Genomic DNA, 23,293 nt, shown 5'->3' with positions numbered 1-23,293 from the left:
AGCGAAGGCAATCTATCTAATCTAATATAGAAAATAGACCTAATAATCTAATTTTGAGATGGTAATGCTCACATTAAAACAATTCCAATATTTTATAAAAATTGTAGAAGAAGGGAGTTTTACTGCTGCTTCAGAAAAGCTCTTTATTGCTCAGTCTGCTTTAAGTCGACAAATGAAGCTATTAGAAGAAGAAATTGACTTTCAGCTATTTGATCGCACTGATAAGAAAGTAAAGCTTACAACGGCAGGAGAGGTTTTCTATAAAAAAATAAAAAATAATATGCACTATTTAAATGAAATCATTGGAGTTTCTAAGAATATTGCTGAAGGAAAAAATCGCCAGATTAAAATTGCTCACTCGAGCAGTATTATTATGGATGAGAGAAAGATTCATATATTAAAAGAAATTAGCTTAGCCAATCATATAAATTTTGAGATAAATACTTTGTCGTCTGAGCATCAAATTCTAGCTTTAATGAGTGGAGAAATTGATATTGGTTTTATTCGGCCGCCCGTTCGGCACACTTTAGATGAGCTTAGTATTATTAAGCTATATGAAGAACCTTTAATGGTGGCTGTGCATGTTGATCATGCTAAATTTGCAAGTAAACAAGAGATTCAAGTCAAAGACCTAAAAGATGAGTATTTTGTTTCTACACCACATTCTAAACGAGGCGGTTTAAGCTATTTGGTTTCAAACTTGTGTGTAGGGGCTGGCTTCTGGCCTAAAGCAGCAATGATCCAATCACGTAAGTTAAGCCAATTACAGTTAGTCGCTGAAAATTTGGGTATTAGCATTGTTCCCCAAGAGTTTGAGAAAATATTGCCCCATCAGGTCAAGCTATTACCTTTGGCAGATTATTTGTCACTTTCAGAAGTTCAGTTGGTCTATAGAAAAGATCATGATGAAATGATTCAACGCTGTGCCGAGCAAATTCATCAAATGTTTTATCTTAAAAAATGAATTAGCCTAATCTGTAGTAAGTATAAGTAACGCTATCATCTTTATAGACGTCATAACTGCTTTGTTTAAAGTCAGAAACCCATTCACTACCTGTGTAACCAGCAATATGCCCATAAACGTGATTGCGGGTTCTATGAATGATGTAAATGTCGCCTTCTTGCGGCTCATCAAAAGCTGGATCAATTTCTTTATAGCCGATCTTTTTCAGGGTATCACCCCAATCAGATGCTGCAATTGGATGGTTTTCAACATCGGCACCAGCAGACTCAAGTGCAAGACGAATGCTACGTGCACAACGAGCTTTACTGCGTCTAGAGGTAACACTTTCTAATTTTGCTACGAATTTTTCTACATCTATGGCTGGAGGGGTGTTGCTTTCAGTGCGGTGATTATTGGGTTTCATGGTGAAGGGATAAGGAAGGCTTGGTGTGCTGTGTGATACAACAATCGCTGCCTGATTTGAATCCTGATACATATAGTTATCAGCTACTTGTCCGTCATAAATAATCATCGTGAAATCTCTACCCGTACTACCTATATCCGTATTTAGAAAATCACCACCTACCTGTGGCGTTCAGAGATACTAATTGCCCAAACTTAAAAGTTTTGTTTATGTTATGTAATAACGTATCTTTTTTCCAGTTTTTATTTCTGACTAAGAAAAAAAGCCTAGTTAAAAGGATGGCTGAAATCAGTCAAATTTAATTACTTGATATTATTCATTTTAAATAATTAATCAGAGCTTAAATTTAAATATTTTGAGCCGACATTTGCGAATATACTCAAAATCTAAGTCTCTGATTTAAAATGCCACATTTTCTTACAATTTAAAGGCGCTGAGCGCGCTTAAACCTGATGCTCTTTTACATATTCTTCAGTACGAATGATGGCAGCTTGCATGTTTCGAATTGCATTCTCTACATCAGCTAAAGTTTTCGCATTTCCACCGCTCAATGCCTGACGCCATTTACGTGCACCCGGTAAGTTTTGAAATAAACCTAAAATATGACGGGTAATAATAGAGAGTGGTGCACCTTCAGCCATGCGTTGCTCGATATAAGGCAGCATTTGTTCCATAATATCGAAACGGTCTGGTGCTTCTAAGTTCCAGAGTTGGCCGAGCTCAGCAAGTAGGTAAGGGTTGTGATAGGCTTCACGGCCAATCATCACGCCGTCAACATGCTGTAAATGAGCTTGAGTTTCAGCAAAAGTTTTAATACCACCATTAATTTCAATAGTTAGATGTGGGCGTTCTTGCTTTAAACGGTAAACATCTTCATAGCGTAGAGGTGGTACTTCGCGGTTTTCTTTCGGAGACAAACCTTTCAATATGGCAATACGGGCATGGACGACAAAGTGCGTGCAGCCCGTTGCCGCAACAGTATCTACAAAGTGCAGCATTTCTTCATAAGACTGCATATCATCAATACCGATACGGTGCTTTACCGTTACTGGAATATTCACGGCTTTTTGCATGCTATGAATACATTCAGCGACCAAGTCTGGTTCTGCCATTAAACATGCACCGATTTTATTATTCTGTACACGGTCACTTGGGCAACCTACATTCAGGTTGACTTCGTCATACCCCCAGTCTTCAGCCATTTTTGTACAAGTGGCAAGTTCTTGTGGGTTTGAACCACCGAGTTGCAGTACGATCGGGTGTTCTTGAGCGTTATAGTCCAAGTGGCGTTTTGCATCGCCAAATAAAATCGCGCCTGTCGTTACCATTTCGGTATACAGCACAACGTTTGGGTTAAACAACCTTGCAAAGAATCGGTAATCCTTTGTAGTCCAGTCCATCATTGGGGCTACACTGATTCTTGGAGATTTAATAGTTTCAATGGTTTTGTTAATAGTCATTAAAAATCATACCTTTAATCAGTGTTTTGCAACCTGTTTGAATCTGTGGGAACTCATGTTTAGCTGCGTTAATCGGTTTGCATTTACACCAGAATTTACACCATAATGAAAAAAATGGTTCATGGTGTAAAATTATGGGGTCAATTACTGCCAGAAAAAGTGCAGATGGAAGTGTTAGTTACCGAGCTGCTATCCGGATCAACAAAAAAGGTTATCCTGCTTATTCTGAAAGCAAAACATTTTATTCAAAAAAAGTGGCAGAAAACTGGCTTAAAAAAAGAGAAGTTGAGATTCAAGAAAATCCAGACATTTTACTTGGCAAAGAACAACTGATTGATCTAACTTTGTCAGATGCCATAGATAAATATTTGGATGAAGTTGGGAGCGAGTACGGCAGGACGAAACGCTATTCTCTACTCTTAATTAAGAAGTTGCCAATTGCGCGCAATATTATCACAAAAATACATTCGATACATTTGGCTGAGCATGTGGCTCTAAGACGAAGAGGCGTGCCTAATCTTGGTTTAGAACCTATTGCAACAAGTACACAGCAGCATGAGCTTTTACATATTAGAGGTGTTCTATCTCATGCATCTGTTATGTGGGGTATGGAAGTTGATTTAAGTAACTTCGATAAAGCTACAGCACAGCTTAGAAAAACTCGTCAAATCTCGTCTAGTAAAGTGAGAGATAGGCTTCCTACAAAGGAAGAGTTAATTGCTTTAACAAAACTTTTTGCTGAGCGTTGGAAGTTAAATAAATACGGTACTAAGTATCCAATGCATTTAATTATTTGGTTCGCAATTTTTTCATGTAGACGTGAAGCAGAGTTAACACGCTTATGGCTGCAAGATTATGATTCTTACAACTCTTCATGGAAAGTTCATGATTTGAAAAATCCGAACGGTTCTAAAGGTAATCACAAGTCTTTTGATGTGTTGGAACCTTGTAAAACAATAATTGAACTTTTATTAGATAATGAAGTGCGGAGTCGTATGCTTCGATTAGGATATGATGAACAACTCTTATTACCTTTGAATCCCAAAAGCATAGGAAAAGAGTTTCGCGAAGCATGTAAAATATTGGGAATAGAGGATTTACATTTTCATGATTTGAGACATGAAGGTTGTACGAGACTTGCAGAACAAAGTTTTACTATTCCTGAAATTCAGAAAGTAAGTTTGCATGATTCTTGGGGGAGCTTACAGCGGTATGTTTCTGTGAAGTCAAGGCGAAATGTAATTCAATTGGAAGAGGTGCTACGCCTCATTGATGAAACGTAGCAAAGTCTTTAGGAGCCTGTAAATTATTTTGTGTAAGTTCCATTTTTTATAAATGATCTTTTAATCGATCATCGAACTGAATCGTAAACCAATTCATTGCTAAACGCCAATTTTGAATTGGCATCGTCCATTTCTTCGCAGCATTTGATGTTGCTAAGTAAATGACCTTCTTTACTGAGTCATCAGATGAAAAGATTTTCCTTTTCTTCGTTGAATGGCGTATTACGCTATTCAACGACTCAATCGCATTTGTTGTATAAATTGCATGACGTATTTCGGCTGGATAGCTAAAGATCGTTCGGATATTTTCCCAATTGGCCCGCCAGGATTCTCCAATTTTGGGATACTGGTGATTCCATTGATCACAGAAGATGTCTAGGGATTTTAAAGCATTTTCCTCTGTACTTGCCTGATAAATCGCTTTCAGACCCGACGTAACAGCTTTGTAGTCTTTCCAGCTTACAAATCTCAGGCTATTGCGTACAACATGCACGATACACAGTTGAATATCAGTATGAGGGTAAACAGAGGCTATCGCGTCAGGGAAGCCTTTTAATCCATCTACACAGGCAACAAGAATGTCCTGTACTCCTCGATTTTTTAGCTCTGTCATGACTGACAGCCAGAATTTGGCACCTTCTGTCTGAGCAATCCACATACCCAGTAATTCTTTTTGCCCATCCATATTGATGCCTAAAGCAAGGTATACGGACTTGTTAATCACATTGGAGTGCTGACGGACTTTGACAACAATACAGTCAAGATAGACAACAGGATAAAGGCTATCTAAGGCTCTATTTTGCCACTCAGTCACTTGCTCAATCACAGCATCGGTAACTTTGCTGATGAGAGATGCTGACACATCGGCATCGTACATTTCTTTGAAGAAGGCTACAATTTCCCTATTAGTCATTCCTTTTGCATACAGTGAGAGGATTTGGTCATCCATACTGGTGATGCGTGTTTGGTGCTTTTTGATAATTTGTGGCTCAAATGAACCTTCTCGATCACGGGGAATATCTAAAGCCAGTTGTCCATCTTGAGTTGTAATGGTTTTAGAACTAAACCCATTACGGCTATTTGAGCCTTTCTTGGGCTGATGCTTTTCATAACCGAGATGGTCTGAAAGTTCAGTATTGAGTGCAGTTTCAATCATGAATTTTTTAAAGACTGCTGTCATTTGGTTTAAGTCTTCTGGTGTTTTTAGACCTTTAGCCAATTCGGCAGCCATACTTTTGATTGTTGCTTCATCCATGTGAAGTACCTTTTGTAATTATCCTCTGAAGGATAAATGAAAATTAAGTACTTACACAAAATTTAGAACAGTCCCTTCTTTAGCAGCTTCAGAATACTTCTTATCTAAGATATCAGCCAAGTCTTTAACGTGCACCAGAAATGGTGCGCGTTTGCTTGAATCTATTTTAAAGACAGAGAAAGGAAACTCTTGATTATTTGCCTTTCTCAGCGCCTCTGCCTTGCTTAAGTGAGGATAGTAGTCTTGTACTATGCTCATTAATTCGACAGTCATAGAGCGATATTTCATAAATAGGTAATCAGCGGTGTTTAACTGGAATGCACCCATTGTGAAATAGCCTCTTAACTAGTTAGTTTTAAACTTTGAATACAACACATCAAAATTGGACTGTGTATCCCAAATTCGAAGGACTGCATCACTGCCTATCAGGTACGTTTTGAGCAGCTTAATAAGATCTTTGCACCTTGGATCACTTTTAAAAAAATGATTAGTTTGCATAAACCCGTTTAATGGCATAGATACAGGATATGCTTTGCAATTAAATAGGCCTTCCAGATTACCTCGTAAGGCAATGAAAGCATTTTCATCAGAAGAACCAACAGGATCATCTATGAACTGGCGTTCCAGTAAAAACACCAGCCTAAGTGCTAATTGTCCTTGGGGTGTAAGTTCCCATTTCGAAAATACGGCAATAATTTCATTATTTCCACCTTCATTAAGGAAAATGGCGATCATCTCTTTTTTCTGCTGATCTAAATATTGTTGTTTCGAATACATTGGAGTATTCGCTGAAAGCGTAAATAGCATTGGCAAATATAGCTCATGTGTTTCGAAGCCTGCGTAGTCTCTGAATAGAACCTTCATTGTCGAATCAAATAACTCTTCAGCACGACTTTGTTCTGTATTCCAAGCTGTTAAATCCTCACTAAACTGCCTAGTGTTGAGCATATATTGGTAGCCCGTAATTTGATTAGAAAAATACTGATCGTGGCAGTAAATCCCCCCATTAAGCATAGGCCCCATATGTTTAATAAACTGAATAAACAATTCGTTCTCTGGCTTTAGTCGAACAGATAACATCCCATTAGTGACAGGGGAGCCTGTCACTAATGGATATGCTGATCTAATCAACTCAACAGGTTTACTGAGAGATAATGCCTGATTACTATTTTGAGAATTTTGTTTTGCAAACATGCTTGTAGTTTTTGATCTCCCAAGAGCTTTTGCTGACTTCTCAGAACCAATCAGATCGTAAGCCCAAATAGGTTGAATGCTGCATGACGAATGTGTAGCTGCAAGTAAAGCATCTGATGCGTACTTAGTCATGTTACTGTCCTCCTACTTGAGCATCATCTGACTGATCAGAGTCTAGTAGGTTAAGTTGCTCGAACTTGCGTGGACGGCCAAGTTTGGTAGCAGGAACTTTTGGTATTTGGCTTGTTCGGAAGCTCCGAATTTGTTCTCCATTAGTAAAGGCGAAGTACTGATCATTTTTGCATATGTAGTCAAACGTAGCCTTGAGATTCTTAAGCATTTCATGGTCGGTATACTCCAAAATGCCTAAGGCACGATAGCGGTACTCATCTTTCTTCATATTGCAGATAAAAGCAGTCCCAAGATTGTTTGTAGCAACCCTCCATTTCTCAGCAATATATTGCCCCACGTGATGTCCTCACGATGGTCATTGGCATTGAAGAAGTAATAAAGATGTCCATGGAATCCCTTGGTTGGGGTGTGTTCAATACGCAGGATATACCCGAGCGCTTGCTTAAGCTGATTATGCTTAGATGCATCATAGAACCGAATAAAAGACTCTTGCATAAACTCACTATCATGTTCAGCCTGAGCAAAATCAGTTGAGATAGCAAGCTGTTGAAGCTTAGCTGGATCGCGTATTAATCCTAGGTCTACTCGAACAACAAGGATTCGAGAATGGATCTTGAGTAGAGTCTCTACAAGCTCAACACAACGCTCTTTAGAACGGCGTCGATTACTAGCACGATTCGAAAGTTGTTTACGAATTGAGGCACTGCTCATTCTTATTGCAAACAACTTCTGAAATTTAATTAAAGCTGCAACATAAGCCTGAGCCTGTTCAGATGTGTAACACTGATTGATCAGAGAAAATTCATAAAGGGTATATTGTTCTTCCTTTGAAAGTTCTAAGAATGAATCCTTAAAGGCCTGTAACTCTATGCCCATCTTGTAATTGCCAGAGTGAGCAGACACAAAGATTGTTGTAAGCTGGCACTTAAGCAAAAGTGGAATATCCTTCGCATATTCAACACGTAGTTGCTCTTTGCCCTTAAAACTTTGAACAGATTTAAGAGTAGCGATTGGGCGCTCTTTCTCAAAATACTTGATGAACTCAACACGACTGAGCATTTTTTCAACTTCAGGGTTTATACTCGTTTTGAATACTTTAATCTTACCGTTTTCTGTCATGTACTCATGAGTTGAAAAATCTTCCTTGAGCTGTTCTAGGAATGCATCTCTATCTGCAACTGAGAACTGTGCGATAGGTGGAAGAATTGGTTTAGCTGTGTTGTTCAGAGATTTCATAGTATACCTACATACAAATAATTAATTACGTATCAGGCGTCATGAGGTAAATGCTCTCCCTATGGACATCGTTTAGAAATGTCCATTAGGGTAGGCGTAGAGTGGATATTGGCTAATCTATCTGGAGTGTATTCATCTCAAATGGATACACAATTAAATCAATCTAATCTATAAGCAGTATTTGCTAAGGCACACTGCTTATGACAATAAGTATCTAGTAGATTAATTACATATATCTAATATTACTTATTACAATTGTATTTAAACCGAAAAGCCGATTGCACTTTACTTCGAGAATGCTCTACCAAAAAATGACGGTAATACGAGGACTTTTTAAAAGTTGTGATGTCCTGCGTTATGCAGCATTTAAATGGCTTCGTTGAGCTATTCTTCGGGTGACCCACACCCGTAAATTGCTAAGCTTCCAATTGAATGTACTTATTAATTTGATGTGTTGCTGGCTTAGGTTTGAGTTGGTCATATTGGTTCCTTATGTAGCAAGTTTTGTATGCTTGATTGCATAAGGGAAATTCTAGAAAAAAATTAAGCACCCTCTAAAAATCTGCGAAGAATTTATTTAAGCTACTGATATATATGTATTTAAAATCTTTAAAATATAGAAATTTCATTGTAATTATTACTCTTTTAAAAATTTATTAATTTTTTTTAAGAGCATGTCAGTGTAGAACTAACAGGCTCTAAATAAATTATGTGAGTGATCGGATTTTTATTGGGGTGGGAGGGGAATTCTAAAGTTTTCTACCTTTCTTTTCTATAAAAATGTTCAGCGCATCATATAGGCTTGGCTCGCTTTCCTTTAACCAAGATTTAGCGCTATTCAGTAACTTCATTCTCTGATCGTCGGTTCTAATTTTACTTTTTTGAGTTTCTAAGGCAGAAATCTTTTTCTGATAAAATACTCTTATTTCCTTATAACGTTCGATAGGGCGACCTGCAAAAGAAGTTAGGGGTTGATCACGGTTCTGAGCTTGTATGATTACAGTTTTTTTACCATATTCTTCAATTTCTTTGACTTCAGCTGTAGATAGATCATTTCGAGCTGCAAAAAGAAAATATTCAGCTTCTTCTTTTTTTCGTAAACAATGTTCTATTTCAGCATTGTATTCTTGAGTGAGGTATTCTGGAATTTTTGAGATAGCTTGCTGCTCAATGGCTCCTAGAACCGTATCCATACTTGAGTAAGTTTTTTGATTACTGGTAATAAAACGTTGAACAAGTGAGAGGTAAGTTTTTTTTACCCTCTGGGATTTTTTATGGCTGTTTCGGGCTAATTGAGATTGCCTAATCTGTTTATAGATATCTTCTGGTAGCGTGTAGATATAGAAAGAACAATCATAATGTTTGGAGTAGAGACGAAATGCTTCTTCAAAATGTTTCTCAGCTTGTTGTGCTGTTTTTTTGAATATTCTGGTTTTAGTTGATACCAAGTTTTTGAATTTACGAATTTCAGTCGCGATTTCGCCATAGTGTCGGGCAAGTCGGTCCTCTTCGGGAATGTAGATGTAAATTTCCGATTTACCTCGAAGTAATGGTGGGGGTAATCTCCATGCCTGTTGACGGAGAGCCTTTTGTTCTGGCGATTCTTTTAATAAGCCTTGATCAAGCTGTTCATAAAACCACTTTCGGTCATTATCCGTCATTTCTTCACTGATAGGTTCCATTTGTTCGGGTAAATAAGCTTTGTAGTGTTCGGCATAGGCTGATGGCAAACCATAGGGAAATTTATGTCTTTTAATAATATGTTCTTCAAGTTGGTCAATTAAGCCAATAAGTTTTTTGATGTTACTCGTAGATGTGGTTTCTTGTTTAGCCTTAGCATTTTTTTTAGCTGAAGTTGCCATGTAATCAAGTTCACTTATTCATTTTAAAAGAAGTGCATATATTATAAGTCGTAACTACTTATAATTTAAAAATGATTTAGCTTAACTTGAGAGTGAATTATGAGCATTTGTAGAGGGGTGTTAGGTGTTAAACTGCACTCCATTTATGTACCGACTTATGATGATTCTGTACCGACTTGCGATGTTTTGGGTGAAAAGTAGTCAAAATCAAAATGTAGCTTAGAGTTATAATTGTTGGACTAAACTTGTAGTACTGTGAAGCATTCTACTGGATTATAAATTTATTATGGACTGAATCAAGTGCTAGAAAATCACTCATTATTGGTTAGTTAATAGTATGTCTTTGTATTACTAAAAGGTCTCAATAGCGTTTCATTAATTGCAATGCAAGATTGTAGGCTACGGTTGTAGAAATTGACTCTGCTATAAAGAACTCTTGGGGTGGGGTGAAGTTTAAAGCCTGCTTTCGATAACGCGTCTGCTTTCCTGTCTGTTTGTCTTTAAAAATAAACTCATCCTGAGCATGAGAATATTCTTGTCCATACAGTGGACCACCAAGACACTTTAACCGAAACACTGAATCATCCTTAAATTTACCTAATGGTTAGTTTAAAGAATTAATCTAATGAAAAACAATAACAATCACTTTACGACTTAGTCGATAGATCATTGACACCTTAAATATTGCACATTATCCTTTGCTTGCTGGCCACATTGCCAGTCGGTTTTGACAGACCGTTTTATTGGGTTGCATCAGAGTTATTCCTTCTGAGGAATAATTTTGAGGGTACATCTCGTCTCCTCCCGTTGCGGTAGGACGGGAGAGGGACACTTTCGAGTGTGCTGGTGTCAATCCAATCCGGTCTGTCAACCCTTTCTCGTTCTGCCACCATAATTCTCTAATGCTTTGGCAGAACTCCCAATATAAAGGAGTTGGCTATGCATATTCTTTTTATAACGCCTGATTAGTTTTAATAGGATTTGATGAACTTCTAGTTTCTCAAGCTTTAGATCTTTTCGTCTAAAAATTTACTTAAAAAAATGTCATGTGAGCTACACCATGGCAAGGCTTCGTGTTGCCTAAAAAAGCCTAAGCTCCATGACGACGTCACTGGATAAAATGATGAAAAATAAAATTTTGATGGGTTTGGTAGGTGTCAGTATTTTGTTGGTTACTGGTTGTTCTTCTGATTTCGAAAAGGGTATGAAACAAAGCTGTAGGAATACGGGAGGAAGTCGCAGTTTCTGTTCCTGCTTCTACGACAGGATGGAAGAACATTATGGTGAAGAAAAGCTGGAGGCGATTGGCATGATGCAAGTCAGGATGCCAGAGGATTTCGAAGAGGTGTCTTTTAAGTCTGGTCAGCAATGTGCACATAAACTTTAGAGCTCGTATTCACATTAAATCTTAGTTTGTCTTTTGATCTCACCTGCTGCCATAGAGCAGTGGGTTGGATAGGCTTACCTAAAAAAATGAGGAATTTACAATGAAACATCCATTGATTGGCCTTTATTTCACCATTGTGATTGGTTATTGGCTGTATTTGATTTGGCAGTACCCTATTTATTCTGGTTCATATTCTTTGGGTCGGGCACTTGTTTGGCCTGCTGATTTTCTACGTTGGTTGTTTTAGTCGCTAAATTGGGGAAGTTGCCATGACAATCATATCGAGAGAATCACTCCAGAAAAGCCGTTGGATGTTGATGTTAAGAGCGAGTGACAATATTTATTTTGCACCCGCTATTCCTTATAAAAAATTGCAAGGGGCTATGAGTTATCTCCCTCAAGGAATTCATCCAGATGAAATCCTTATGCTAATTGACGATACGGTATTTGGCAGTGCTAAAGCTGGACTTTGTGTGACGGCGACAGGACTCTTTTATAAAGAAAGCTTTGGAGATGAAGCGGTTTATCTCTTTAAAAGTATTCATCATGTCGAGGCAGATATTGGCGTCATTAATCATGGCATCGTACTGAATCGTATAGAAACCCTGACCTTTACCCAACTGGATAAGGGCACAGTACGAACATTGGCTTCATTTCTAAATGAAGTTTGTCAGGGTGAAACAGAAACCGATCGGGCTCCACCACAGATTGATGCAGAACTGAAGGTAATTATTGATCTGTTTGCTTATTTCATCACATTCAATATGGGTAAGTGGAATCCTGAATCTAGTCATGCAATATCTAAACATTTTGTAAAGCTGAATGATGAAGCATCACAGCACTATATTAAAAGGTTACTGACTGAACATCCCAACTTTGAATATGAAGAATTATTACATCGCTTTGCAGAACTGAAAGATGTGCTGGCTTACAAGCTTCGTACGGAGATGATCGAACAACTGGTTTATGCCATGGCACTGGGTCAGGTTGAGCAGAATCAGGCGGATCTCTTCATGACCCATTTATGTCGTGTATCCAATGTTTCTAAAGCCGTATTTCCTGATCTGGTCAAAATTATCTATCAATGTCTGGCTGATGAAATGAATCAGTCTACTACTTCTACTTTCAACGGTGGACAACTTCAAGCGTGCAAACTTCTTGATATTCAGCCTAATTCACTGACTGAGCAGAACTTACAATCTGCTTACCGAAAAAAGATGGCTGAGTTCCATCCCGATAAATACCAGAACTTACCTGAATCTGTTCGTCAGTTGATTGAAAGTCAGGCACAGCAACTGAATGAAGCAAGAGCTTTATTAAAAAGCTATTTGGACAATAACTGAAAATAAAGAATTTTTACTTACATATTACCCCAGTGAAGGCAGCCCTAAAGCGCCGTATATCCTCTATTTCAAGGTAATGATATGAATATGATAAAGAACAGCACTAACTCAACTAAAAAGATACCACCGTTATATTGGTTGTTAACTGTAGTCATGATGGCGGTGTTAATTGCAGGCGGTATTTTATTTAATCAACATCAAAAACGACAAACTGAACTTCAGTTAGCACAACTCGCTTTAGAACAATCTAAGGTACAAAATCAATCTGCCACAACACAAGCAGCATCGGAACCCGTTGAATCAGGTTTCACTGGAATTGAAAGTATGGTGGAAAACCCGGAATCAGAATCTGCTCATTCACAAGCTGAAGATGAGGTTGTTGCGGGGGCAATAGCCGCGGTTGATCAGGCAAAAGCACAAGATACAAGTCTAGGTAATCTCAGTTCAGAAGTTGATGGTGAGTACCATGAAGGGAAAACCTTAAGTTCCAATGCTTCTCGCTATGGATTAAAGCCAATCAAATCTGCTCCAGCTGATTTAAAGTCAACCATCCCGAATATTGATCAAATGTTAGCGTCACATCTCATGAATGTATGGGGCCGCTCAAGTCCAGATCAGGTGAGTAAACGAGTTGAAGGATGGAGCCAGCAAGGTAATACCATGACCTATCGTACTGCATGGGACTCTGACCGTTACCAATGTACTTGGTATGTGGTGAGTTGGGATAAGAACAGCAATCAAGTCCTTCACGAAGGATACCAGCCATGCTTTGGTCACTAATTAAAGCTGGTCTGTAGCATTCGTTTAATTATTACTTTACTTAATCAGAGAAAATACCATGAACCCAATCAAACTTATCGCATGTGGAATTTTAAGTCTTTCACTCAGTTCTATTGCTTTTGCTAAAACTGAGCAGATTACACTTAAAGCCAATGTCTATTACGGCGAAGAATCGGTGGTTTTTCCAACTACTAAAGGCGAAGTCATTTTAAATAGCTACGCTATACCAGCTAAAGTCGTTCCACAAGTTAAACCTTTTAAGAAGGGGCAATGTTTAGAAATCAAATCAAAACATGGTTTCTTTAAAGACACTGGAGATGGTCAATATATTGAAAGTATCCAACCTTGTAGCAAGAAAGGTTTAGCGACTCCAAAAGTAACTCGTTAATTTGACTTAATCTAAAACGACATAAAGCTCAATCAAACCACAAGCATTTGCTTGTGGTTTTTTTTATGCCTTTTATTGAGAGGAGACGACTATGCATCAATGTCCTTACTGCCATTCGAGACATCTGAAATTACTACGGCAGTCAGAACAAAGCCATCAAGGTGTATTTGCAAAACTTTCATCATTCTCCCCCATGTCTCTGGCAGCAGCCTGTATGCAATTGTCAAAACGTAGTCCTATTCACCCACTAGTCGGTGGCTTTGTTGGTTTAGTTGTAGGGGGCATGTTTCTGCTCTACGTCCAGCATCAAGACAATACAGTGTCCTTGCATTATCAGTGTGAGCAGTGTCTGCAACATTTTGAAATCCAGCAATCAAGCTTTTCTTAACTTCATCCCAAACTCTTAATCAAATTATTTAAATCACTTAATAGGAAAAACATCATGGCACATCAAGTTGAAACAATGGCTTTTGTAGGTCAAACCCCTTGGCATGGTTTGGGCAATCAACTCACTAGAAATCAACCTTTAGAAGTATGGGCACAACAAGCAGGGATGGATTGGCGAATTGAATCATCCAATGTCAGCTATATGACAAAAAATGAACGTGGACAAAACATCATCATGCCGTATGAAGATCAGAGAGTCCTTTATCGTTCAGATACTCATGCGCCGCTATCAGTGGTAAGTCAGCGTTATCAGGAGGTGCAACCGATGGAGATATTAAACTTCTATAAAGACCTGACAGAACAATCAGGCTTTGAACTGGAAACAGCAGGGGTATTGAAAGGTGGTCGTAAGTTCTGGGCACTGGCTACGACTGGACAATCAACAGCACTGAAAGGAAAGGATGTGAGTAATGGTTATATCCTTCTGGCAACAGCATGTGATGGGACATTAGCCACCACGGCGCAATTTACAAGTGTACGTGTGGTGTGTAATAACACCTTAGCGATTGCCTTACGTGGGCAGAATAGTAGTGCAGGTGTGGTGAAAGTTCCACACAGTACCAAGTTTGATGCTGAAAAGATTAAACAGCAATTGGGTATTTCGGTTCATGCATGGGACGAGCACATGTATGAAATGAAGCAGCTCAGCCAGCGTAAAGTCACCCAGCAGGAAGCAGCAGCTTACTTCGATGCAGTGTTCAATAATACAAACCTGAATATTGCTGAACAAGATGAAAGTATCATTCAGTTCTACCGTAATGTAGCTACGCCTAAACAAATCAACTCATCCAAAACCGACAATAAAACTGAGCCAAATGGACGTGCGATGTCTAAGGTCATGACCATGTTTAACGGGCATGGTCGTGGTGCCGAGTTAGCTTCAGCTAAAGATACGGCGTATGGACTGCTTTGTAGTATTACCGAGTTTGTTGATCATGAGCGACGTGCGATCTCAAAAGATCACCGATTAGATTCAGCATGGTTTGGGGTAGGAGCCAACCTTAAACAACGCGGGCTGGAACAGGCACTAAGAATGGTTGTATAAGTTATGATTATTTGTTTAAGTTTATTTATACATGAATTACAGAAAATCATGTAATTAATTTATAAAAACATGGGCAGATTATGGGGTAAGTAATTTTACCCCTATATTTTAAAAGATCTGAGACTCTACAGTCTTACACTACACTCTACTTACAATAGTAAAGCTTATGGAGTTAGAAAAAATATCAAGGATTGAACCAATGATGAAATCAAGCAGAATCAGATAATTTTTTTCATTTTACTTTTTTAAATTACTATATACCTATTTAATCAATTCCCACTACAGTTGTAATATATCCAGTCGTTAAAAGGATCATTAGGCCTAATGACATTTCAAATAAAATGGCATAGCCCAACTGTCTGGCAAATTTCGGGTCTTGTAAGCGAGGGGTAAAATACCATTTGTTGAAAGCAGCTAATAATAAAATGCTTAGAACAAATGCGATCTTAATAATAAAACCATGCCCATAAGGAGTATTTAGTAGAGTATTGAAATCTTTAATGAGTAACAGAGCAATACTAGCACCACAAGCGAGTAGTATTCCCACAACAAATGCTGCGATTCTCCCAAATAAGTGCATGCGATCTTTTAATGGAAGACCAGTAATTTTTTTACTTGTTTTCCATAAAGGAAAAAGTGATCCCATCCATAAGGACATTACAAGGACATGTATTGATAATAAGAATTGAGCGAAAAAGGGCAAGTTTGTGACATGGCCTAATTGTGAAAAACTAAAAACCATGGGGATAAGTAGGATGGTAAAAATTGTTCCTTCTACTTTGGAAACTTGGATAGTCCCTTTACTAAGCTTTACAATCATAAATAACAATAAAAGTGCAAAACTAACTGAGCGGATGATATGGATATGCCCAGTGGGAGTATTTATTAAGATATTAATGTAGTTACTGTCCCACATTCCTGAAAGACCTGTATTGGCAAAACTTCCTATAAGAACAAAGAAGCCTAAAGTGCTTGAAATAAAGCCTAATCCTGCACCAATAGTAATGTACTTTAGAAGAGTTTCCCTGATTTCTACATAACGTCCCAGTAGAAAATAGCTAAAGGCACCACCAACAACAAATGCTATTCCTAAATATAAAACGACTTTAATCAGCCACGTTGCATATATCCAAGTTTCAGGATTCATATTTTTCCTCCCTGCGATAGCAATATGCCAGCAAGCTGCTGGCATATAGACTATTGATGCTCTATAGTTATTTCGCTGATTTAATAGTGAAGCTATATTCGCCATTCATGTTATGGCCATCAGTACCCATTGTGGTCCAAACCACTGTGTATTTACCTTTCTTAAGTTTAGGTACTGCTACTTCAAATGATTTTTTTAAATCATGAGTTATCTGATAAGTTAAAGGGATGTCTTTACGTTGAGCATCAAGTAATTTGACATTCATTAACATGACTTCTTCACCAAAATTTAAAGTTATATTTTTTGGCTGACTTGCTACAGATGCATTAATAGCTGGAGTGGCACTTTCAAGTTTGACATGAGCAAATGCGCTTGAAGCAGCTACAACCATAGTCGCACCTACTAGTACATTACGTAGAGCTGACACTTTATTTTGGAAAATTTTCATTTCATCACCTTTTAAAAATTAGTACGTGCTAAGTAATGACCCAGTGAAATTCCTAAATTGATCGAGTTGGTCATCACTCTTTGTATGCTTATTATTTAAGAAAGAGAGCAACGTCTTGATGACTCCAAAATTACATTTTTGTCATTTTTAGAATTAAAAACTCACAAGTGTTACACTGACTTTATCAAGAATAATGTTCATTAAATACTCAAATAATCAGAAATGTATTTCTGCACGAAGGTAATTAATTTTTTAAAATCAAATATGAAGGAGGTTTCTATATGTACCATCATCATGAAAAGAAAACTATAAATAACGTACTAAAGGATCCTGTCTGCGGCATGGCTGTAACAGAAGAATCTAAATTTCATGAACAAGTTGGCAATAAGACTTTTTACTTTTGTAGTGAAAAATGTCAGATAAAATTTAAGCATGATCCTACTTTTTACATTGCTAAAGAAGATAGATCTGTTTCCGAAAATGTCTCCCTAAATAAGATGGATACACACTCAGATAGTGTAAATACCTCATCAATTTATACTTGCCCAATGCATCCGGAGATCCGACAAAATCATCCTGGTAACTGTCCGATTTGCGGTATGTCACTAGAACCATTACTTCCCAATCTAGATGAAGCCGATGATAATCCTGAACTTAAAGATTTCAAAAGAAGATTTTGGTACACCTTACCGTTAACCCTCATTATCATATTTTTGGCGATGTTTGGTCATCAGTTGAACTGGTTTGAGATGAAGGTACAAAGCTGGATTGAACTTGTTCTTACTTTACCTATCGTCTTTTGGGCAGGTTGGCCATTTTTTGTTAGATGTTGGCATTCAATTTTAAATCGTAGTCCGAATATGTGGACTTTAATTGGAATTGGGACTGGAGCTGCATTTATTTATAGTGTCGTTGGAACCCTAGCCCCACAAGTTTTCCCAGCGTCTTTCATCTCTATGGGGCGTGTTGCTGTATATTTTGAGGCAACAGCCGCAATTATTTCACTGACCTTATTAGGTCAAGTTCTTGAGTTAAAGGCACGTTCGCAAACTTCGTCAGCAATAAAATCTTTACTTGGGTTGGCACCGAAAACCGCAAGAAAAATTAATGAAGATGGCACAGAGGAAGATATCCCACTTTCCCATGTACATGTTGGAGATTTACTGAGAGTACGACCAGGTGAGAAGGTCCCCGTTGATGGAATAATTACAGAAGGTTCAAGTTCTATTGATGAATCAATGTTAACGGGAGAGCCAGTTCCAGTAACAAAACGTATAGGTGACCAAGTAATCGGTGCGACAATGAATATGAACGGTTCATTAGTGATACGTTCGGAAAAGGTCGGTTCTTCAACAGTACTTTCACAGATAGTTCAAATGGTAGCGCAAGCTCAGCGTTCTAAAGCCCCTATGCAAAGAATGGCAGATCAGGTAGCTGGCTGGTTTGTACTGGTGGTGATCGGTATATCTATCCTTACCTTTTTTGGGTGGGGAATATTTGGACCAGAACCGAGTTGGGTATACGGACTAATCAATGCTGTCGCAGTTTTAATTATTGCTTGTCCGTGTGCTTTAGGATTAGCCACACCAATGTCAATCATGGTGGCAACGGGTCGTGGTGCATCCAATGGCGTACTCTTCCGTGATGCTGCAGCAATAGAAAATTTACGTAAGATTGATACATTAATTATTGATAAAACAGGGACCTTAACAGAAGGTCGCCCCTCATTTGATAAGGTCATTGCTTTATCTGGATATGAAGAAAATGAAGTTCTCAGATTAGCTGCCAGCTTGGATCAAGGTAGTGAACATCCATTAGCGGATGCAATTGTACAGGCTGCCCGTGAAAGAAATCTTGTACTAACAACACCAACATCTTTTGAGTCAGGTTCTGGAATTGGTGTTAAGGGTGAGTTAGATGGACAACAATTATCATTAGGCAATACAGCTTTAATGGAACAACTCGGCATATCAGTTGATACATATATCCCTCAAGCTGAGCAATTAAGAGCAGAAGGCGCAAGTGTTATGCATTTGGCTGTTGATGGGACGCTCGTAGGACTATTGGCTGTTTCAGATCCAATCAAAGTCAGTACACCTGAAGCTGTGCATGCTCTGAAGAATTCTGGATTAAGAATTATAATGGCCACAGGAGATGGTTTAACTACTGCAAAATCAGTTGGAGCTAAATTAGGTATTGATGAAGTTTACGGAGAAGTTAAACCAGCAGATAAACTGGAACTGGTTAATAAATTACAAAAAGAAGGAAGAATGGTTGCAATGGCAGGTGACGGTATCAATGATGCCCCAGCTTTAGCTCAAGCGGATATTGGTATTGCAATGGGGACTGGAACAGATGTGGCTATGAATAGTGCTCAAGTCACTTTAGTCAAAGGTGATTTACGAGGTATAGAGATCGCTCGCTCCCTGTCAGAGGCCACTATTAAAAATATGAAGCAAAACCTGATGTTTGCATTCCTTTATAATGCATTAGGCATCCCTTTAGCCGCGGGTATTTTATATCCATTTACTGGTTGGCTACTTTCTCCTATGATCGCAGCTTTAGCAATGAGCCTAAGTTCAGCATCGGTTATTGGTAATGCTTTAAGGCTACGTAGTTAAGAAAGGATCATTTTCTGACTACTCATAATTTTTTAGATACTGGAAATGAGTAGTCAGTTGTCTTTTATTTACAAAAATTAGTTTTTAAAAGTTATTTTAAAAACTATCCGACCGTTGTTATAGTCTGCTTGAATCGTTGCGCCATGTACATCAAGAATTGACTTGGTAATTGCTAGACCTAAACCTGTGCCTTCCTCAACTCTTTGTCTGGATGCATCCGTACGGTAAAAACGGTCAAATAATCGATTCAGCTGTTCAGATGTTATTGGTGAGCTTTCATTTTCGATTGTGAATATAGTGGTATCAATATTTTGTCGGCAATTAATCTTAATTATTGAATCAGGTTTACCATATTTGATCGCATTTGATAGTAAATTACTCAGTGCACGACGTAACATTGAGGGATCGCCTTTTACGTATCCTTGTCCACTTTGTTCTAGGGACATTCCCTTTTCAGCAGCGATAGCATCATAGAAGTCAAATAAAGCAGAAATCTCTTTTACTAGGCTGACCTGTTGTAGGTTTGGTAAGTGTAGGCCATGCTCTGCCTTTGCAAGAAATAACATATCTGAAACCATTCGAGCCAAACGTTCAAACTCTTCCAGATTAGAAAAGAGGACTTCCTGATAAGTATTAATATCCCGACTACGAGATAAACATACTTGAGTTTGAGTCATTAAATTATTAATAGGTGTTCTAATTTCATGGGCCAGATCAGATGAAAAATCTGAGAGTTTTTCTACAGCCGTTTCTAGCCGATCTAACATATCGTTAAAGGCTATGGCTAATGATTTTAGTTCAGTGCGTGTATTATCGACCGCTAATCGTTCAGATAGATGCTGAGCTGAAATGCCTTCTGCAACTTTTGCCATTTTCTGAACTGGACGTAAGCCCCTCCATGCGGCAAACCAACCTAAAAACATTAAACAAATTGTGCCCACAACTCCGATATATAACAATTGTCGTCTAAAGTCGTTTAAAAAATGTTGATGTTCGGAGGTATCGATTCCAACAATAATTTGAGCAGTTGGAACACTCATATTTTTATCAAACGATTTTTTATAAACTAAGCCACGGTATGTTTTATTTTGAATTTCCCACTCTATCCAAGGGATATGTTTAGACTTTACTAATGTTTGAGCCTTTATAACGGCAGGTGCTGAACTAAAAATGATTTGGCCAGTTGGGCGTTCAATCTGGACAATTAGATCATGATGACCAACTAAAGCATCTTTTAAATATATCTTTAGTTCATCGGTGTTTTTCGGATTCTGTTCCAGTAAATTTTCTAAAAGCTGAATTTTCCCTTCTAGCTGAGTGCGGTCCTGAGTTTCAAAATGATGCATAACAAGCTGATGAATGACCAGCCCCATAATCATTAAGATAATAATGGTAGATAATGAAAAAATGATCGCAATACGGAAACTGATCGCATTAAACAGTTTATGAGTCATCTTCTACCTCTAAGACATACCCCATTCCGCGGATGTTTTGGATCAACTTAGGACTGAAATTACTATCTATTTTATTTCTTAGACGTTTAATAGCGACTTCTACAACATTGGTATCACTATCAAAATTCATATCCCATATTTGAGAAGCAATAAGAGCACGAGGTAGAATCTCTCCACGTCTACGCATAAATAATTCCATCAATGCGAACTCTTTAGCTGTAAGGTCAATTCTTTGTCCAGCACGTGTGACGCGACGTTTACGAAGATCAAGTTCAAGATCAGCAATTGTAATAATATTGCTATCTTCCTTTTGTTGACCGCGACGAAGTAAGGTTTTAATTCGGGCAAGAAGTTCTGCAAAAGCAAAAGGCTTAACGAGATAATCATCAGCTCCTAGTTCCAGGCCTTTAACTCTATCTTCAATTTGATCACGAGCTGAGAGAAAAAGGATAGGCATAGTTTTGCCACTTTTGCGAATATCATTAATGATATTCCAGCCATCTAACTTCGGTAACATTACATCTAGTATAATTAGATCGTATTCTTCTGAAAGAGCTTGATGTTTACCTGATAAGCCATCTGTAACCCAGTCTGTAATATATCCTGCTTCAGAAAGACCTTGCTTTAGATAATCACCAGTTTTTTGTTCATCTTCAACTAGTAAGATTCTCATTTATTAAGCCCCGTATCGCATATTAAGACCATAATAACGTTATAAATACAGGATGCGATGTAGATTACAAAAATGTCATTTTCAAGTCACATAGATGTCCGGTTCCAACCTATAAGTTAGTTATATAAAATTTATTTTTGGAGCAATCAATGAAAACTCTATTCCGTCGTGGCTTAACTGCTTTTATGTGTGTTGGGACTTTAATTGCTGGAAGCCAATCTTGGGCTGCTGATGCTCAACAGAAAAATACTTTAAGTACAGAAGTTAAAGTAAATTCAAAAGCGCAAGAGAAATGCAAAAAACCTTGTGATATGAAAGAAGATAAGGAAAATCAACAGAATCATAGTCAGCATGATCACAGCCAAATGTCTGATATGTCCCAAATGGACCATTCTAAGATGATGAATATGGACCATTCTAAGATGATGAATATGGATCATTCTAAAATGGGTGAGATGGACCATTCTCAAATGAATATGCCAAATAAATAATTAATACGCGAAATAAGATATTGAGGGAAAAGTATTTTATCCACCTGCTTAGCCCTCAATTAACTATAGATAGGTGAAAATAAATGTCTAGAAAATTAAGTCATGTCCTTTTAATAGGAGTCGGATTGTTTTCGTCGACTTGGGTTATGGCAGCGGTTAAAGAATATGATTTAACAATTGCTGAACAGACGGTGAATATTACAGGAAAGCCTCTAAAACGAATTACTGTAAATGGTAAGTTTGTTGCGCCTCTTCTTGAGTTTGAGGAAGGCGATGATGCCGTTATTCGTGTACACAACAAGTTGAAAAACCAAGATTCTTCAATTCATTGGCATGGTTTAATTTTACCTGGCATCATGGATGGAGTACCTGGGTTCAACCAGTTTGATGGTATTGCACCAAATAAAACCTATGAATATAAATTCAAGGTTCGTCAGAATGGAACCTATTGGTATCACTCGCATAGTAAAGGTCAAGAGCAAGATGGTCTGTATGGCCCTTTAGTCATTTATCCCAAAAATAAAGTACCTTTAACGGCCGGAGAAAAAGCTGATAGAGATTACGTAGTCTTACTCTCTGATTTTCACAACTCTACTAGTGGTCAGATTATGAGTAATCTCAAGAAAGAAGCTGATTACTACCAGAATCGAAGAGAAACAGTTTTTGATGTTTTTAGGCAGATTAAAAGAGACGGTTTAAAGGCAACATGGAAAGATCGTTCCATGTGGAATCAGATGCGAATGCTTAAGACAGATATGTCTGATGTAACAAACTATACGTTTTTAATGAATGGTAAGACTCCAGAACAAAATTGGACTGGAAATTTTAAAGCTAGAGAAAAAGTACGTCTTCGGTTTATTAATGCCTCGGCAATGTCTTTGTTCGATGTAAGAATTCCTAATCTGAAAATGACAGTAGTCAGCGCAGATGGACAACCAGTAAAACCCGTGCCAGTGGATGAATTCCGGATAGGAACAGCTGAGACTTATGATGTTATTGTAGAACCGAAACAAGCAAATTATCAGATTGAAGCTGAATCTATTGATCGAAGTGGTTTTTCTATTGGTACATTACATGATGAAAATACTTCACTTGTAAAAAGTACTACGATGCCGACACCTCGTCCCCGTGCTTTACTGACGATGGAAGATATGGGAATGGACCATGATATGTCTTCAATGAAAGGTATGGATCATGATATGTCTTCAATGAAAGGAATGGATCATGATATGTCTTCAATGAAAGGAATGGATCATGATATGTCTTCAATGAAAGGTATG

Annotated in this window: 23 protein-coding genes and 1 pseudogene; 12 read left to right on the top strand and 12 right to left on the bottom strand. The window is 37.9% G+C overall.

Features of this window, described 5'->3' with window-relative positions:
* The first annotated feature begins 58 nt into the window (after nucleotides 1-58).
* Complete coding sequence (locus F985_RS05535; protein WP_081401236.1) at nucleotides 59-964, top strand: LysR family transcriptional regulator; 906 nt, start codon at nucleotides 59-61, stop codon at nucleotides 962-964.
* A gap of 1 nt (nucleotide 965) precedes the next feature.
* Here F985_RS05535 and F985_RS05530 read toward each other — a convergent pair whose 3' ends face one another.
* Nucleotides 966-1,475 (bottom strand): hypothetical protein, encoded by a 510-nt coding sequence (locus F985_RS05530; protein ID WP_004698691.1) that lies wholly within the window; start codon nucleotides 1,473-1,475, stop codon nucleotides 966-968.
* A 335-nt stretch (nucleotides 1,476-1,810) separates the two neighbouring features.
* Complete coding sequence (gene dusA, locus F985_RS05525) at nucleotides 1,811-2,827, bottom strand: tRNA dihydrouridine(20/20a) synthase DusA (protein ID WP_004698689.1); 1,017 nt, start codon at nucleotides 2,825-2,827, stop codon at nucleotides 1,811-1,813.
* A gap of 134 nt (nucleotides 2,828-2,961) precedes the next feature.
* On the opposite strand from dusA, the gene F985_RS05520 reads away from it, so the two are divergent.
* Entirely contained in the window at nucleotides 2,962-4,110 is a 1,149-nt protein-coding gene (locus F985_RS05520) for a tyrosine-type recombinase/integrase (RefSeq protein WP_000534873.1), read from the top strand.
* A 46-nt stretch (nucleotides 4,111-4,156) separates the two neighbouring features.
* On the opposite strand, the gene F985_RS05515 is transcribed toward F985_RS05520, so the two are convergent.
* From F985_RS05515 to F985_RS05495, 6 genes and pseudogenes are all read right to left on the bottom strand, one after another.
* Entirely contained in the window at nucleotides 4,157-5,365 is a 1,209-nt protein-coding gene (locus F985_RS05515; RefSeq protein WP_000343018.1) for an IS256-like element ISAba26 family transposase, read from the bottom strand.
* Nucleotides 5,366-5,416: 51 nt separating this feature from the next.
* Complete coding sequence (locus F985_RS05510; protein WP_004698687.1) at nucleotides 5,417-5,692, bottom strand: pyocin activator PrtN family protein; 276 nt, start codon at nucleotides 5,690-5,692, stop codon at nucleotides 5,417-5,419.
* A gap of 18 nt (nucleotides 5,693-5,710) precedes the next feature.
* On the bottom strand, nucleotides 5,711-6,691 hold the full coding sequence (locus F985_RS05505; RefSeq protein WP_000170392.1) for a hypothetical protein: 981 nt from the start codon (nucleotides 6,689-6,691) through the stop codon (nucleotides 5,711-5,713).
* A 1-nt stretch (nucleotide 6,692) separates the two neighbouring features.
* Nucleotides 6,693-7,927 (bottom strand): annotated as a pseudogene (locus F985_RS0104140) (hypothetical protein).
* 749 nt (nucleotides 7,928-8,676) lie between these two features.
* Nucleotides 8,677-9,789 carry a hypothetical protein gene (locus F985_RS05500; RefSeq protein WP_000235770.1) on the bottom strand — a complete coding sequence of 371 codons (1,113 nt, stop codon included), beginning with the start codon at nucleotides 9,787-9,789 and terminating at the stop codon, nucleotides 8,677-8,679.
* Nucleotides 9,790-10,150: 361 nt separating this feature from the next.
* Nucleotides 10,151-10,366 carry a hypothetical protein gene (locus F985_RS05495; protein ID WP_000489165.1) on the bottom strand — a complete coding sequence of 72 codons (216 nt, stop codon included), beginning with the start codon at nucleotides 10,364-10,366 and terminating at the stop codon, nucleotides 10,151-10,153.
* A 546-nt stretch (nucleotides 10,367-10,912) separates the two neighbouring features.
* Here F985_RS05495 and F985_RS05490 point away from each other — a divergent pair.
* The 7 genes from F985_RS05490 to F985_RS05465 all read left to right on the top strand — a co-directional run bounded on the left by F985_RS05490 (nucleotide 10,913) and on the right by F985_RS05465 (nucleotide 15,179).
* Complete coding sequence (locus tag F985_RS05490) at nucleotides 10,913-11,176, top strand: hypothetical protein (protein WP_000790976.1); 264 nt, start codon at nucleotides 10,913-10,915, stop codon at nucleotides 11,174-11,176.
* A gap of 100 nt (nucleotides 11,177-11,276) precedes the next feature.
* Nucleotides 11,277-11,423, top strand: coding sequence for a hypothetical protein (locus tag F985_RS25845; RefSeq protein ID WP_000682545.1), 147 nt, complete (start codon nucleotides 11,277-11,279; stop codon nucleotides 11,421-11,423).
* A gap of 70 nt (nucleotides 11,424-11,493) precedes the next feature.
* A complete protein-coding gene (locus F985_RS05485; RefSeq protein WP_000942646.1) occupies nucleotides 11,494-12,519 on the top strand; it encodes a J domain-containing protein in 1,026 nt (341 codons plus the stop codon).
* 81 nt (nucleotides 12,520-12,600) lie between these two features.
* A complete protein-coding gene (locus F985_RS05480) occupies nucleotides 12,601-13,299 on the top strand; it encodes a hypothetical protein (protein ID WP_001985473.1) in 699 nt (232 codons plus the stop codon).
* 58 nt (nucleotides 13,300-13,357) lie between these two features.
* Complete coding sequence (locus F985_RS05475) at nucleotides 13,358-13,687, top strand: hypothetical protein (protein ID WP_001068164.1); 330 nt, start codon at nucleotides 13,358-13,360, stop codon at nucleotides 13,685-13,687.
* Nucleotides 13,688-13,778: 91 nt separating this feature from the next.
* Nucleotides 13,779-14,075, top strand: a complete 297-nt coding sequence (locus tag F985_RS05470) for a hypothetical protein (protein ID WP_000553831.1) — start codon at nucleotides 13,779-13,781, stop codon at nucleotides 14,073-14,075.
* 54 nt (nucleotides 14,076-14,129) lie between these two features.
* Nucleotides 14,130-15,179 (top strand): DUF932 domain-containing protein, encoded by a 1,050-nt coding sequence (locus F985_RS05465; RefSeq protein ID WP_000951143.1) that lies wholly within the window; start codon nucleotides 14,130-14,132, stop codon nucleotides 15,177-15,179.
* Nucleotides 15,180-15,444: 265 nt separating this feature from the next.
* Here the strand turns inward: F985_RS05465 and F985_RS05460 are convergent, their stop codons facing one another.
* Nucleotides 15,445-16,326: a copper resistance D family protein gene (locus F985_RS05460; RefSeq protein WP_002035490.1), complete on the bottom strand. Its 882-nt coding sequence runs from the start codon at nucleotides 16,324-16,326 to the stop codon at nucleotides 15,445-15,447.
* Nucleotides 16,327-16,393: 67 nt separating this feature from the next.
* Nucleotides 16,394-16,774: a copper resistance CopC family protein gene (locus tag F985_RS05455; protein WP_000689221.1), complete on the bottom strand. Its 381-nt coding sequence runs from the start codon at nucleotides 16,772-16,774 to the stop codon at nucleotides 16,394-16,396.
* 281 nt (nucleotides 16,775-17,055) lie between these two features.
* On the opposite strand from F985_RS05455, the gene F985_RS05450 reads away from it, so the two are divergent.
* Nucleotides 17,056-19,395 carry a heavy metal translocating P-type ATPase gene (locus tag F985_RS05450; RefSeq protein ID WP_004698673.1) on the top strand — a complete coding sequence of 780 codons (2,340 nt, stop codon included), beginning with the start codon at nucleotides 17,056-17,058 and terminating at the stop codon, nucleotides 19,393-19,395.
* A 77-nt stretch (nucleotides 19,396-19,472) separates the two neighbouring features.
* On the opposite strand, the gene F985_RS05445 is transcribed toward F985_RS05450, so the two are convergent.
* Both F985_RS05445 and F985_RS05440 read right to left on the bottom strand, forming a co-directional pair.
* Nucleotides 19,473-20,849, bottom strand: a complete 1,377-nt coding sequence (locus F985_RS05445) for a heavy metal sensor histidine kinase (RefSeq protein WP_000149039.1) — start codon at nucleotides 20,847-20,849, stop codon at nucleotides 19,473-19,475.
* Nucleotides 20,839-21,522 (bottom strand): heavy metal response regulator transcription factor, encoded by a 684-nt coding sequence (locus F985_RS05440; protein WP_001221580.1) that lies wholly within the window; start codon nucleotides 21,520-21,522, stop codon nucleotides 20,839-20,841. The genes F985_RS05445 and F985_RS05440 overlap by 11 nt, the downstream gene beginning before the upstream one ends.
* Nucleotides 21,523-21,671: 149 nt before the next feature.
* Here F985_RS05440 and F985_RS05435 point away from each other — a divergent pair, with 149 nt between their 5' ends.
* Entirely contained in the window at nucleotides 21,672-22,013 is a 342-nt protein-coding gene (locus F985_RS05435; RefSeq protein ID WP_000853608.1) for a hypothetical protein, read from the top strand.
* Between the two features lie 83 nt (nucleotides 22,014-22,096).
* The coding region (locus F985_RS26050; RefSeq protein ID WP_004698669.1) for a multicopper oxidase domain-containing protein at nucleotides 22,097-23,293 on the top strand (1,197 nt) is incomplete at its 3' end.

This window comes from Acinetobacter seifertii, assembly GCF_000368065.1.
GTDB lineage: Bacteria > Pseudomonadota > Gammaproteobacteria > Pseudomonadales > Moraxellaceae > Acinetobacter > Acinetobacter seifertii.
The sequence above is the reverse complement of the archived record's forward strand: the minus strand, read 5'-3'. Positions and strand labels throughout refer to the sequence as shown.

What these genes read in the sequence shown, in the direction of transcription:
- F985_RS05535 (WP_081401236.1), top strand. Translation starts at nt 59, where the DNA reads ATGGTAATGCTCACATTAAAACAATTCCAATATTTTATAAAAATTGTA.
- F985_RS05530 (WP_004698691.1), bottom strand. Translation starts at nt 1,475, where the DNA reads ATGATTATTTATGACGGACAAGTAGCTGATAACTATATGTATCAGGAT.
- dusA (WP_004698689.1), bottom strand. Translation starts at nt 2,827, where the DNA reads ATGACTATTAACAAAACCATTGAAACTATTAAATCTCCAAGAATCAGT.
- F985_RS05520 (WP_000534873.1), top strand. Translation starts at nt 2,962, where the DNA reads ATGGGGTCAATTACTGCCAGAAAAAGTGCAGATGGAAGTGTTAGTTAC.
- F985_RS05515 (WP_000343018.1), bottom strand. Translation starts at nt 5,365, where the DNA reads ATGGATGAAGCAACAATCAAAAGTATGGCTGCCGAATTGGCTAAAGGT.
- F985_RS05510 (WP_004698687.1), bottom strand. Translation starts at nt 5,692, where the DNA reads ATGGGTGCATTCCAGTTAAACACCGCTGATTACCTATTTATGAAATAT.
- F985_RS05505 (WP_000170392.1), bottom strand. Translation starts at nt 6,691, where the DNA reads ATGACTAAGTACGCATCAGATGCTTTACTTGCAGCTACACATTCGTCA.
- F985_RS05500 (WP_000235770.1), bottom strand. Translation starts at nt 9,789, where the DNA reads ATGGCAACTTCAGCTAAAAAAAATGCTAAGGCTAAACAAGAAACCACA.
- F985_RS05490 (WP_000790976.1), top strand. Translation starts at nt 10,913, where the DNA reads ATGAAAAATAAAATTTTGATGGGTTTGGTAGGTGTCAGTATTTTGTTG.
- F985_RS25845 (WP_000682545.1), top strand. Translation starts at nt 11,277, where the DNA reads ATGAAACATCCATTGATTGGCCTTTATTTCACCATTGTGATTGGTTAT.
- F985_RS05485 (WP_000942646.1), top strand. Translation starts at nt 11,494, where the DNA reads ATGTTAAGAGCGAGTGACAATATTTATTTTGCACCCGCTATTCCTTAT.
- F985_RS05480 (WP_001985473.1), top strand. Translation starts at nt 12,601, where the DNA reads ATGAATATGATAAAGAACAGCACTAACTCAACTAAAAAGATACCACCG.
- F985_RS05475 (WP_001068164.1), top strand. Translation starts at nt 13,358, where the DNA reads ATGAACCCAATCAAACTTATCGCATGTGGAATTTTAAGTCTTTCACTC.
- F985_RS05470 (WP_000553831.1), top strand. Translation starts at nt 13,779, where the DNA reads ATGCATCAATGTCCTTACTGCCATTCGAGACATCTGAAATTACTACGG.
- F985_RS05465 (WP_000951143.1), top strand. Translation starts at nt 14,130, where the DNA reads ATGGCACATCAAGTTGAAACAATGGCTTTTGTAGGTCAAACCCCTTGG.
- F985_RS05460 (WP_002035490.1), bottom strand. Translation starts at nt 16,326, where the DNA reads ATGAATCCTGAAACTTGGATATATGCAACGTGGCTGATTAAAGTCGTT.
- F985_RS05455 (WP_000689221.1), bottom strand. Translation starts at nt 16,774, where the DNA reads ATGAAAATTTTCCAAAATAAAGTGTCAGCTCTACGTAATGTACTAGTA.
- F985_RS05450 (WP_004698673.1), top strand. Translation starts at nt 17,056, where the DNA reads ATGTACCATCATCATGAAAAGAAAACTATAAATAACGTACTAAAGGAT.
- F985_RS05445 (WP_000149039.1), bottom strand. Translation starts at nt 20,849, where the DNA reads ATGACTCATAAACTGTTTAATGCGATCAGTTTCCGTATTGCGATCATT.
- F985_RS05440 (WP_001221580.1), bottom strand. Translation starts at nt 21,522, where the DNA reads ATGAGAATCTTACTAGTTGAAGATGAACAAAAAACTGGTGATTATCTA.
- F985_RS05435 (WP_000853608.1), top strand. Translation starts at nt 21,672, where the DNA reads ATGAAAACTCTATTCCGTCGTGGCTTAACTGCTTTTATGTGTGTTGGG.